Below are 11357 nucleotides of genomic sequence, written 5' to 3'. Positions count from 1 at the left end.
CGCCGGAGCCCGGCTCCGGCGGAGGCGCGCCCCGGCCGCGCGCCGTCCCCTACAACCAGCCGTTCTTGCGGAGCTGGCGGTACGCCAGCGCCGAGGCCCCGACCATCACGCCCATGATGATGGGGTAGCCGAAGAGCCAGTGCAGCTCGGGCATGTGGTCGAAGTTCATCCCGTAGAACCCCGCGATCATGGTGGGGATCGCGATGACGGCCGCCCAGGAGGAGATCTTGCGGACGTCCTCGTTCTGCTGCTTGCCCAGGAGGGCCAGGTGCGCGGTGAGCGCGCTGGTGAGCAGTTCGTTGTGGTCGTCCACCTGGTCGTCCACCCGCAGCAGGTGGTCCAGGACGTCGCGGAAGTACTCCTTGGTCTCCTCGAACCGGGGGATCCTCCCCTTGGAGACCTCCTCCAGGACCGGGATGAGCGGGCTCTCGGCGCTCCGGAACTCCAGGACCTCGCGTTTGAGGTGGTGGATGTCCTCGGTGACGTCGCCGCCGCGCGGCTGGAAGACCGCCCGCTCCAGTTCGATGATGTCGGACTCGATCTGGTGGACCACCGTGCCGTAGTGGTCGACGACCTCGTCGCACACGCCGTACAGCACGGCGGCAGGTCCCGCCGACAGCAGTTCGGGGTCGGCCTCCAGGCGTGCGCGGACCCTGCCCAGGGGGTTCCCCGTGCCGTGCCGGACGCTGACGACGAAGTCGGCGCCGACGAACAGCATGGCCTCGCCGACCTCCACGTCGGAGGTGTCCTCGTGGTAGGCCAGCGTCTTGACCACGACGAAGACGGTGTCGTCGTAGCGCTCCAGTTTGGGACGCTGGTGGGCGGTGAGGGCGTCCTCGACCGCCAGGGGGTGGAGGGAGAGCTCCTCCTCGATGAGGGCGAACTCCTCCGGGGTGGGCTCGTGGAGCCCGATCCACACGAAGCAGTCGTCCTGGTCACGGCGGGCCTCGTCGAAGGCGTCGCTGATGTCGCCGTCGATGTCCTGCCGCCGACCGGCGTGGTAGATCGCCTTGTCTATGATCACGGAGCCCAATTATGGGTGCATTGTCGCGCTCCCAGGACCGGTTCCGGGCCGCGGAACCCGCGCCCCCGCACGGGATGCCGGGGCGGTGCGGAGGCGCGCCGCCGAAGGGCGGCCGGGCGCCCGGCGCCGGACCGTCCCGGCGCGGTGAAGCCCCCGGCCTGCCCGCGCTGCCGCACCCGCCCTCGGTGGGGCGACAGACCTCTGCGCGGCTGCTCACCGGTTGCTCGTCCTGGTGCCGGGCGTCCGGGAGTTCCCCACGCCGAGCCGGCCATCGACCCTTTCCGGCTCCTCCTGTCCGTCCCCCGAGGGAGACCGGTGGCCGGGGTCGAAGACGCGCGCCATCATCAGGGCGTTCAGGCGTCGGCTCATGAACCGGCTCATGAAGACGCTGAGCCGGTTGAGGCGCCCGTCGATGACGGTCGGGCCGGGGCTGCGGCGCTCGAGGTGGCGCAGCGCGGTGGTGACGACGTCCTCGGGCGTGCGCAGCTTCCCGGCGGTCAGCACTTCGGCATCCGGCCCCATCCCGGTGGTGAAGTCGGTGGCGGTGGCGCCGGGCGAGACCGCGAACGCGGTGAGGCCGGTGCCGCGCAGCTCCGTCCACAGTGATTCCGTGAAGCTGAGCACGAATGCCTTGCCGGCGCTGTAGACGGCCATCCGGGGAGACGGGAGGTAGGCGGAAACGCTGGCGAGGTTGATGACGAAGCCGTTGCCGGCGTTCACCATCTGGGGCAGGAACGCCGCGGTCAGCTGCACCGGCGCCGTCGCGTGGACGGCGATCTCGGCGGTGAGCTGTCCGGGATCCGCACCGGGGAACAGGGCGAACGAGCCGAACCCGGCACTGTTGACCAGGCTCGTGACCTGGATGCCCCGATCGGCGACCGCCCGGTGAAGTTCGTGTGCGGCGGTCGGGTGGGAGAGATCGGCCGGGATCGCCTCGATACGGGCGTCCGTGGTGCGGCGCAGCTCGTCCGCCATCGATGCCAGCCGCTCGGCACGCCGGGCGACGAGCACGAGGTGCGAACCGCGTGCGGCGAGGGCTGTGGCGAAGGCGGCTCCGATCCCGGAGCTGGCCCCGGTGATCAGAACGGTCTGTGCGCGGTAGTCAACGGTCATGTGACCAGTCAACGGGTTCGTCGGCGGCCCCGTCCAAGACCTGTTTCGCAACCCCTCATGCAGGAGCTGCATGACGGACGGGGCCGGTGAGGCCTATGAGGCCGGCAGGGCCAGAAGGTCAGGTGGGGCGGACGAGGAGCCGCTTCGCGGACTCGACGAACTCCGCGACGAGGAGGCTGGTGTCCGCGGCTCGGGTGGCGACGACGACCTGGCAGGGCTCGGCCTCGTCGACCGGAACGGCGACGAGGCCGGGGCGGAGGGTGTGGCGCAGGTCGCCGGCCGGGACGACGGCGACGGCACTCCCCTCGGCGACGGCCTCGAGCTTGTCGCCGTAGGTGTCGGCGAGGGTGGGACCGAGCGGGGCGGGCTCGTTGTCCGGTCGGGGTTCGAGCCGCCAGAAGGCGGTCCAGTCGGCACCCGCGCCGGTGCAGCCGACGAGTGGTTCGGCGGAGATGTCGGCGGCGGTGACCGACTCCTTGCCCGCGAGGCGGTGGGACTCCGGCACGAGCAGGACCCGGGGCTCGGCGTAGAGGACCGCCAGGTCGAGGCCGTCGGCCGGGATCGGCAGAGGTGTACGGATGACCAGGGCGTCGACCTGCCGGTCGGGCAGGGCACCGGCGTCCTGCGAGCCGAGGTGGCGGGTGCGGACGTGGGCGTCGGGATGCCGGTGGCGCAGGTCGCGTACGGCGGGTGTGACGATCAGGTCGTCGGCGTACCCGATGGTGACGGTGCGCTCCGGCGCGGCGGCGCGTGCGGTGAGCACCGCCTGCTGGGCGCTGTGCACCAGCTGCTGAGCCTGGGGAAGGAACGCCGCGCCGGCTGCGGTGAGCCGGCTGCCCTGGGTGGTGCGCTCCAGCAGGCGTACGCCGAGGGCGTCCTCCAGCCGCTGGATCTGACGGCTCAGGGAGGGCTGGGCGACCCGCAGTTCCTCGGCAGCACGGGCGAAGTTCAACTGCTCGGCGACGACCGCGAAGTACCGGACCAGCCGCAGGTCCAGATCGGGAAGCGTGCTCATGCCGCACAGCTTATCCGTTATGCAATTAATGCATGACGAGGCACAAAACGGGTCTTGGACGGCCCGCTCCGGCCGCGCCGAGGGCAGACGGCTCGGCCTCCCCGGCCGCGTCGCGGGGGCGCCGGCGGACCCGGTGGTCGTGGTCGGGGGCCGGGCTCGTGGCGCCGGCCCCTGACCGGTGGGAACCCGCAGGTCCCATACCCCTCAGAGGAGCATGGCGAGCTGGCGGGCCTGGGCGACGAGGGCGCCCTCGCTGTCCCAGATCTCCATGTCCTCCTCGTGCAGGCCCCCGGAGACGTGCTTGGTGAACACCCGGCAGGCGAGCCAGCCGGGGGCGGGGCGGGCGCGCACGTGCACGCTCAGCTCGACGGTGATGGTGCTGAACTCGCCGATCTCCAGCACCGCCGGTACGGCGAAGTCCACCATGGCCGGCAGGGAGTGGACGTCGGCGGGGCGCCCGTCGGCGAAGCGCATCCAGAACTCGACGTGCGGGCGCCCGTCCTTCTTCCCGTCCAGCCATCCGGGGCGCACGGGGTAGCGGTACTCGACGCTGTGGGCGATGGTCAGGCCCTCGGGCGCGTCGAACTCCGCGGGCACCGGGCACTCCTCCGGCGCGGGGAGCAGCGGCGGCCCCTCCAGGTGCAGGACGCGCCCCTCCGCCGTCAGGTCGCCGTAGGTGGCCGTGGCGCGCAGGACCTCCTTGCCGCCCTGCTCCAGAACGACCTGGCCGGTGGCGGTGCGGCGGCCCTCGCGGATGGTCTCGGTGCGGACCTCGGCCCCGCCCGGGGCGGCGGGGCGCAGGAAGAACGCGGAGACCACGAGGGGGTCGGGCTGGCTCATCCCCTGGGCCAGCGCGTTGAGCGCCGTGCCCAGGACGTAGCCGCCGTTGGGGTGCGAGGTGAAGGTGGTCCACCCGTCGGTGAGGGTGGCGGTGAACTCGCCGTCGCTCCGCTTCTCGACGCGGGTGTCCCGGTCGAACTGGAAGCCCTCGGTGGTGTCGTCAAGGCTCATCCCCCAAGGTTACCGGCGGGTAGTAGCGCTGTGTGTGCCCGGGACCGCCCTCCCGGGCCCCTTCTCCCAGGGAAAGGGCTTGACCCTCACGCCGCGTCAACCCCTAACGTCGTGGACACGTCACCACCAGCGACGGAACAGGAAACACCATGGGCCACACCGTCGGCGAGGCCGCCCGGATCAGCGGGCAGACCGTCCGCACCCTGCACCACTACGACACCATCGGGCTCCTCGTCCCCGCCGAACGCACCGCGTCCGGCTACCGCAGCTACAGCGAGCGGGACCTGGAGCGGCTCCGGCAGATCCTCACCTACCGGGAACTGGGCTTCGGTCTGGAGCGGATCGCCGAACTGCTCGACGACCCCGCCGCCGACACCCGCGCCCACCTGGTCCGGCAGCACGCGCTGGTGACCGAGCGCATCGACCGCCTGCGCACCATGGCTCGGGCGCTGGAACGCCTGATGGAGGCCGACACCATGCAACTCGATCTCACCCCCGGCGAACGCCTCGAACTCTTCGGGGACTTCGACGTCGACGCCCGTGCCGAGGAGGCCCGCGAACGCTGGGGCGCCCGCAGCCCCGAGGCGTTCGACCGGTCCGTGCGCGACGTCGGCCGCTACACCAGGGACGACTGGCTGCGGAGCCAGGCCGAGGCCGCCGAGATCTACCGGGCCCTGGCCCGCGCCATGGACGACGGGGTGCCCGCCGGCAGCGAGGCCGCCGCCGACCTGGCCGAGCGGCACCGCGACCACATCACCCGCTGGTTCTACGACTGCACCGTGGAGACCCACCGGGGGCTGGGACAGCTGTACACGGACGACGAGCGGTTCACCGCCACCGTCGACGCCCACGGCCAGGGGCTGAGCGTCTACCTGCGCGACGCCTTCGCCGCCAACGCCGCCCGCCGCGGCGCGGACGGGGGCTGAACACTCCGGGGAACCCTCCGGAGGCCGCACAGTCCGGTGCGGCCCCCGGGCCCGGTCGTCCGAAGGCGGTCCGCCGAGTGCCCCCGGTCGGCCGGTCGGATTCCGCCCCTGCAGGCCCGTCCCGGTCTTCCCACCTCCCGTACGCGGCTGGTGACGCGTTCGTCGACGACACACGAACAGCGAGGGCGACCGCGTCGGCGGCGCGGGCCGGTCAGCTCTTCGTCCGGGCGGCTGCGCGCAGAACCGCGGTGCCGCGGGTGGCCATCGCCTCCAGCAGGCCGGTACCGCGCTGCTGGAGCAGTCCAACGGTGAGCAGGGGTATCACGCCCACGACGACGGCCACGAGAACCGCGGCGAGGAAGCTTCCCCACCACGGACCGCCGACGACGCCGGGCAGGACGGCGGCCAGCAGGACCACGGGGAAGATCGTCATCTGTCCACCCCTCGGATCGCCCGCCTGCTGTCCCGGGTGGATGCGATCGCGGGCGTCGGTTCCCACGGCCGGCATCAGGAGGGCGAGCAGCGGTGCCCCGGCGCAGCCCACCGCAGCCGCGGTGATGGCGCCGCCGAAGGCGGCGCCACCCAGGGGAGAGCCGGTCACGGCCCACAACACGGCCGCCAGCGCGACGGACGGCAGGCCGAATACCAGTGCCCACGCTGCCATCCGCCCGTGAACGTCGGCCTTGAGGGCACCCGGTGTGGTGAGGAGCTGCCACAGCGCCGTGCCGTCCAGGGCGTAGGTGTTGATCGCGGCCATCGCACCGAACACGGCTACCGCCGGGCCTGCCAGGGGCAGTGCCCAGCTCCAGCCGGAGGAGGCGATGACGAGCGCCATCAGCAGCGGTGTCAGCCAGGCGCTGCGCAGCTCGACGCCGCGCGCCGGGTCGCGCAGCCAGGTGACCAGCTCTCGTGAGGCGACCGCGGCCACCTCCGGCGTCACGAACGGCAAGGACAGGTCGCGTCCCGGTACGCAGAGCCGCCGCGGACTCGCCGGGCGAGGCGGCCGGCGCAGGGCGCCTACCGTCAGCGCGATCCAACACAGCTGAAACAGGGCACCCACGGTCAGCAGTGCCGCCAGAGGCAGCAGGACCGGTCCCGTCCCGGCTCCGTCGCGGGCGGCGAGCGCCGCGCTGTACCCCCAGCCGGTGGGCGCTGCGGCGAGCACGTCGATCATCGGCTCGGGCAGTCGCTCGGTCGCGGGGGCGACCAGAGTTGTGTCCCCCTCGCCGAGACGCGGCAGCAGCCAGGCCGCGACCGGCACCCATCCGGCGAACGACAGCGCGAGCATGATCGCGGTCTGCACGGCGGCCAGCGTCATCCCGACCCGGGTCCGCAGCAGCCAGGCGGCCAGTGCCGCCACCGTCCTGCCCGCCCAGACGAGCAGGTACAGCTGAGCGGCCACCGCAGCCACGGCGACCACCACCGCCGCCGCGCCGCCCGGCGCGGCCAGCACCACCAGCGACGACAGGCACGCCAGCGTGACCAGCGGGCCGACGCCCAGCAGTTCGGTCCACGATAGCGCCCGCGCCAGCCGCCACGGCCGGAGCGGATATCCGCGCAACCACTCGTGGGAGATGACCGACGGCTCATGGCGGGGCTGGGCCAGCGGCCCGAACAGCCACATGCCGCCCCACACCGTGAGCGCCACGGCGATCCAGCCCTCGTGGATCACGCCATGGGTGGCCGAGGACGCGCCCGCGATCACCAGGGCGGCCAGAATCAGTCCGGTGACCAGGCTGAAAACGCGCTCGTCGTGCGGGCCGTTGCGGAACAGGCGCAGCTTGAGCGCGAACAAGGCGCGCGTCATGACAGCCATTCCAGCGGGCGCACCGGATCTGCGCCCACCAGCTCGACGAACCGCTCGTTCAGTGTCGAGTCCCCGGCCACTCGCTCCACCGGCCCCTCGACCAGCACCCGGCCACCGACCACCACCGCGACCCGCCGGCAATTGCGCTCGACGAAGTCCATGATGTGGCTCGACAGGACCACCGTGCCGCCGGCGTCGACGTACTGCTTGAGCACATGCTCGATGGAGCGGGCAGAGACCGGGTCGATCGCCTCGAACGGCTCGTCCAGTACGAGTACCCGGGGCCGGTGCAGCAGTGCCAGAGCAAGACCGATCTTCTTGCGCATACCTGTGGAGTACTCCACGATCAGCGTGCGTGGAACCGCGTCGAGTCCGAGGATCTCCAGCAGGTCGCCCGCCCGCGCCCGCCAGCCGTCGTCCAGGCCGCGCAGCCCCGCGCTGTAGCGCAGGATCTCGGCGGCGGTCAGTCGCTCGGGCAAGGACAACCCGTCCATCATGACGCCGAGCTGCGCGAGCGCGGCCTCCCTCGCGGTGCGCAGATCATGACCGGCGACCCTGACCGTGCCTGCGGTCGGACGGCGCAGCCCGCACACAGCCGCCAGGATGGTGGTCTTACCGGCGCCGTTTGGCCCCACGATGCCGTAGAACATCCCCGGCGGGATGCTCAGGCTGAGCCGGTCGACGGCGAGCGCGGTGCTGAAGCGCTGAGTCAGGTCCGCCACTTCGATGGCGGGGACGCAGGGGTTCTGCAACAGACTTCCTCACTCGGCCGTGTGCGTGAGGATCGCGTCGGCCAGCTCCTGGTGGGTCTCCAGCGGCAGCGTGTGCCCCATGCCCGCCACGGTCATCAGCCGGGCCCCCGGGATCTGCTCGGCGATGAACGCGCCGTGACCCGGTTTGACCGGCTCGTGGCTGCCCTCGACGACCAGCGTGGGCGCCTGCACCCGGTGCAGCGCGTCCACCGGCTCGAAGTCGGGGCCGGCCCCCGCGGCCAGCCGGTGGTTGGCCGCCGCCGACAGGTCGCGCGCCCGGTCGTAGACGCGTTCCTGAAGCCGGCGCGCCGCGTCCTCGTCGAACGGCAGTCCGGTGCCGTGCAGCACGCGCTGCTCGGCGATCATGCCGTCGATCAGGGTGCGGCGGTCCTGGGCGGGCGGGGAGGCCATCAGCGTGCGGAAGAATTCCACGAACTCCGGCTCCGGCGCCGGCAGGCTGCCCTCGGACTGCGGCTGACCGGTCAGCGCCCGCACGAGCACCTGGCTCTCGCCGCCGCCGAGCGGCGAGGAGGCGATGACGGTCAGCGACCGCACCCGCTCCGGCGCCTCCACGGCGATGAGCTGACTGAGCAGCCCGCCCGCTGAATGGCCCACCAGGTGGGCGCTCTCCAGGCCGTGGGCCGCCAGCACGCGGTAGACGTCGTTCTTGATGTCGTTCCAGGTGTACGGCGCGGTCGCGAAGTCGACGGTGCCCGACATACCGGTGTCACGGTGGTCGTACCGGATCACCCGGCGGCCTCCGGCGGCCAGGCGGCCGACGAACTCGTCCGGCCACAGGATGCCCTGCGACATCGAACCCATGATCAACAGGATCGGCGCGTCCGTCTCGGCGCCGAACCCCTCACTCCAGATGGTCACGTTCTGCATGCCTCACAGCATGTCGTCCCCGGCCACGGGGGCCTTCCGTAGAACTACCAGCCGCGCCAGATCCGTACGGGAGCCGATGCCCAGCTTCGGATAGATCTTGTACAGGTGGTACTCGACCGTACGAGGACTCAGGAAGAGCCGGGCGGCGATCTGCTTGCTCGACAACCCGTCGGCGACCAGGCCCGCGATGCGCAGTTCCTGCGGGGTCAGCGCGTCGAGCACGCCGGGGGACGGGGCGCTGCCGTACTCGCCCGCCGCCCGCAGCTCCTCCTGTGCGCGCCGCGCCCATGGCCGGGCGCCGGCCTGCTCGAACACCTCCCACGCCGTCCGCAGGTGCGCTCGCGCCCGGCCCGGCTGCTGCGCGCGGCGCAGGCGCTCGCCCAGCAGCAGCGCCGTCCTGGCCGCCTCGAACGGGTTGGTGTGCAGCCGCAGCGCCTCCCCGAAAGCCTCCTCGTCCGCTTCGGCCAAACCCCGGCAGCGGGCCAGCAGCGCGCGCGACTCCGGCGTCACGGCGTGCTCGGTCGACCGCTCGTAGGCCGAGAGCGCGGCTCGGGCACCGGTCTCGTCGCCCGCGCCCACCGCGGCCTCGATCAGGTCAGGCATGGTCCGCCAGGCCACGGTCGGATGTCCCGCGCCCGGCCCCGCCACCGCGAGGCCCCGGAAGCGGTCGCGCGCCGACGCGTAGCGGCCCAGGCACAACTCGAGCATCGCCTGCGCGTAGGAGGCCACCCCCGCGCTCAGCCCCACCCGGTGCGGCAGGGCGATGGCCAGCGCCTCACGGGCCTGCCGTTCGCAGGATTCCTCCTCGCCGCGCAGAGCCGCCAGCACCGCCAGATTGGCCAGGTGCGCGGCCACCGTGTTCTCGTACCCTGCCTCCCGCGCCAGCGCCAGGCCCTCCTCGGAGACGGCCCGGCTGTGCGCGAGCCGCCCCGCGAGACGGTCGGCGGTCGCCACGAACCCCAGCACGACGGGAAGTTGTCCGGCCATCCCCGACACCCTGGCCACTCGCCCGGCCCGCTCGGCCATCCCGGTCGCCAGGTCCGACTCTCCCAGAGCGCTGGCCGCGGCCGTCGCCCAGAGGCAGCCCACCGCGTCGTCCAGCTCGTCGGCCCGCGCCAGTGCCCGCCGCAGCAGTCCCGGTCCGGCGGCGTCGCCGTCCAGGGTCAGCCCGATACCGGCCACCGTGTCCCGCAGGAACCCCTCGGGGTGCGCCGTCGCCCGTCGGCCGAGCTCGACGACGGCGGCCGTGTCGCCGACGTGGGAGGCCGCTTCCACGGCGTCGGCCAGCATGTCCAGGCTGTCGCCCGCCGTCAGGATCCGCACGGCCTCGGCGGCGTTGCCCGAGTTCAGCTCGAACCGACCGCGGAGCCGGGTGATCTCCATCGCGAGCGTGCTGTCGCCGCCGGCTCCTTCTCGTGCCTCTGCCAGCAGCGACTCGGCCTGTCCCGGCCGACCGGCGAGCCAGGCCGAAACGGCGGCGTCCTTGAGCCGGGCGGCGCGGGCGCGTGGTTCGGGGGTCAGCTCGGCGGCCCTGGTCAGGGCGCTGGCGGCGGCGCCGTACCCGCCACGGTCGCGAGCCCGCCCGGCGGCCTCCGCCAGCGCGACGGCGACCGGCTCGGCCTGGCCCAGAGCGGCTCCGGCCAGGTGCCAGGCCCTACGGTCGCCCGCGGTCAGCTCCGCCAGGGCGGCGTGCACGCGGCGGACCTCGGCCGGGGCGGCCGCCTCGTGGACCGCGGATCGCATGAGCGGGTGGCGGAAGCGCACGCCGGTGCCCGACACCCCGGCCAGCCCGCACTCCTCCAGCTCGGCGAAGGCGACCGCCACCGCCTCCGGCCCCGACGCCAGCCGCTCGGCGGCACGCAGGACCACCTCGAGGTCGGTCTCGACTGCGGCGAGCAGGGCGACCAGCCGGGCGGGGGAGGACAACCCGGCCACCCGGTCGCCGTAGAGCCGGGCGCCGCCGGGCAGCGGGTCGGGCAGCGGTTCGCGGTCGGCGAGCTGCGCGGGCGTCAGCCGGGCGGCGATCTCGACCAGGGCCAGGGGGTTCGCCCCGGTCAGCTTGATCAGTTCCCGTCGCACCGGGGCGGCCGGCAGCCCGTGCCGGGACTCCAGCAGCTCGGCCGCAGCGTCCTCGGGCAGGCCGCGCACGTCCACCGTCGACGGCACGCCCTTGACGGGGGCGTCACCGCGGACGGCGAACAACATCGCGATCCGTTCGGTGCCCAGCCGCCTGGCGGCGAACAGCAGCGCGTCGGCCGACGCACGGTCGATCCATTGGAAGTCGTCGACCACGCAGACCAGGCCCTCCGGGCCCGCCGCTTCCACCAGCAACGACAGCACGCCGGCGCCCAGGAGGAAGCGGTCGCCCGTGCCGCCGGAGGCGTGCCCCAAGGCCGCTCGCACGGCGTCGCGTTGCGGCCCGGGCAGCGCGTCGAGCAGTCCGGTCACCGGCCACAGCAGCTGGTGCAGCGCCGCGAACGCCAGATCGGACTCGGACTCGACGCCGCCGGTCCGCAGCACCCCCATCCCTTCGATCCGCTCGGCCGCTGCGTCGAGCAGGGCGGTCTTGCCGGCGCCGGCCTCGCCCCGGAGCACCAGCGCCCCGCCGCGGCCGTGGCCGGCCCTGGCGATCACTTCGTCGAGCGCGCCGATTTCCACAGATCTTCCGTAAAGCACGAAGACCCACTGTAAAGGAGGGCCGTCGGAACGCGGCAGCGAGAGGTAGTGGGGCCAGCAGGCGTCGAGGCGTTCGTGGAGAAGACCGGCGGCCGGTCCGTCCTGACGACCGCCCCGGCCCGGGTGCGTCAGGGCTGCGGCCACC

At 73.1% G+C, this 11357-nt stretch carries 9 protein-coding genes; 1 reads left to right on the top strand and 8 read right to left on the bottom strand.

Translation table 11 applies throughout. From position 1 onward, the window contains the following. Positions 1 to 49 precede the first annotated feature (49 nt). From corA to ACWGL3_RS06485, 4 genes are all read right to left on the bottom strand, one after another. Positions 50 to 1024, bottom strand: a complete 975-nt coding sequence (corA, locus tag ACWGL3_RS06500; protein WP_330157894.1) for a magnesium/cobalt transporter CorA — start codon at positions 1022 to 1024, stop codon at positions 50 to 52. Between the two features lie 213 nt (positions 1025 to 1237). Continuing rightward, positions 1238 to 2137, bottom strand: coding sequence for an SDR family NAD(P)-dependent oxidoreductase (locus ACWGL3_RS06495; protein ID WP_452460982.1), 900 nt, complete (start codon positions 2135 to 2137; stop codon positions 1238 to 1240). A 118-nt stretch (positions 2138 to 2255) separates the two neighbouring features. Continuing rightward, a complete protein-coding gene (locus ACWGL3_RS06490; RefSeq protein WP_344175864.1) occupies positions 2256 to 3152 on the bottom strand; it encodes a LysR family transcriptional regulator in 897 nt (298 codons plus the stop codon). Between the two features lie 204 nt (positions 3153 to 3356). Further along, on the bottom strand, positions 3357 to 4163 hold the full coding sequence (locus ACWGL3_RS06485) for a thioesterase family protein (RefSeq protein WP_452460981.1): 807 nt from the start codon (positions 4161 to 4163) through the stop codon (positions 3357 to 3359). 149 nt (positions 4164 to 4312) lie between these two features. Between ACWGL3_RS06485 and ACWGL3_RS06480 the strand changes: the two genes are divergently transcribed. After that, the gene (locus ACWGL3_RS06480; protein ID WP_452460980.1) at positions 4313 to 5089 is read left to right on the top strand and encodes a MerR family transcriptional regulator; all 777 of its coding nucleotides are present in this window, start codon (positions 4313 to 4315) and stop codon (positions 5087 to 5089) included. A gap of 211 nt (positions 5090 to 5300) precedes the next feature. Here ACWGL3_RS06480 and ACWGL3_RS06475 read toward each other — a convergent pair whose 3' ends face one another. From ACWGL3_RS06475 to ACWGL3_RS06460, 4 genes are read right to left on the bottom strand one after another with little or no spacing between them, the layout of a single operon-like run. Further along, a complete protein-coding gene (locus ACWGL3_RS06475; protein ID WP_452460979.1) occupies positions 5301 to 6896 on the bottom strand; it encodes a hypothetical protein in 1596 nt (531 codons plus the stop codon). Next, complete coding sequence (locus tag ACWGL3_RS06470) at positions 6893 to 7648, bottom strand: ABC transporter ATP-binding protein (RefSeq protein WP_452460978.1); 756 nt, start codon at positions 7646 to 7648, stop codon at positions 6893 to 6895. Before ACWGL3_RS06470 ends, ACWGL3_RS06475 begins: the two co-directional genes overlap by 4 nt. A gap of 9 nt (positions 7649 to 7657) precedes the next feature. After that, positions 7658 to 8536, bottom strand: coding sequence for an alpha/beta fold hydrolase (locus ACWGL3_RS06465; protein WP_355013997.1), 879 nt, complete (start codon positions 8534 to 8536; stop codon positions 7658 to 7660). Between the two features lie 3 nt (positions 8537 to 8539). Continuing rightward, positions 8540 to 11212, bottom strand: coding sequence for an AAA family ATPase (locus ACWGL3_RS06460; protein ID WP_452460977.1), 2673 nt, complete (start codon positions 11210 to 11212; stop codon positions 8540 to 8542). Between the last annotated feature and the right edge of the window lie 145 nt (positions 11213 to 11357).

The sequence above is a fragment of the Nocardiopsis sp. NPDC055824 genome (assembly GCF_053616335.1).
This window is presented reverse-complemented; position numbering and strand designations above follow the sequence as displayed.

Excerpts from the sequence above, each read along its gene's own strand:
- ACWGL3_RS06490 (WP_344175864.1), bottom strand. The coding sequence starts at position 3,152 with ATGAGCACGCTTCCCGATCTGGACCTGCGGCTGGTCCGGTACTTCGCG.
- ACWGL3_RS06465 (WP_355013997.1), bottom strand. The coding sequence starts at position 8,536 with ATGCAGAACGTGACCATCTGGAGTGAGGGGTTCGGCGCCGAGACGGAC.
- ACWGL3_RS06485 (WP_452460981.1), bottom strand. The coding sequence starts at position 4,163 with ATGAGCCTTGACGACACCACCGAGGGCTTCCAGTTCGACCGGGACACC.
- ACWGL3_RS06475 (WP_452460979.1), bottom strand. The coding sequence starts at position 6,896 with ATGACGCGCGCCTTGTTCGCGCTCAAGCTGCGCCTGTTCCGCAACGGC.
- ACWGL3_RS06495 (WP_452460982.1), bottom strand. The coding sequence starts at position 2,137 with ATGACCGTTGACTACCGCGCACAGACCGTTCTGATCACCGGGGCCAGC.
- ACWGL3_RS06480 (WP_452460980.1), top strand. The coding sequence starts at position 4,313 with ATGGGCCACACCGTCGGCGAGGCCGCCCGGATCAGCGGGCAGACCGTC.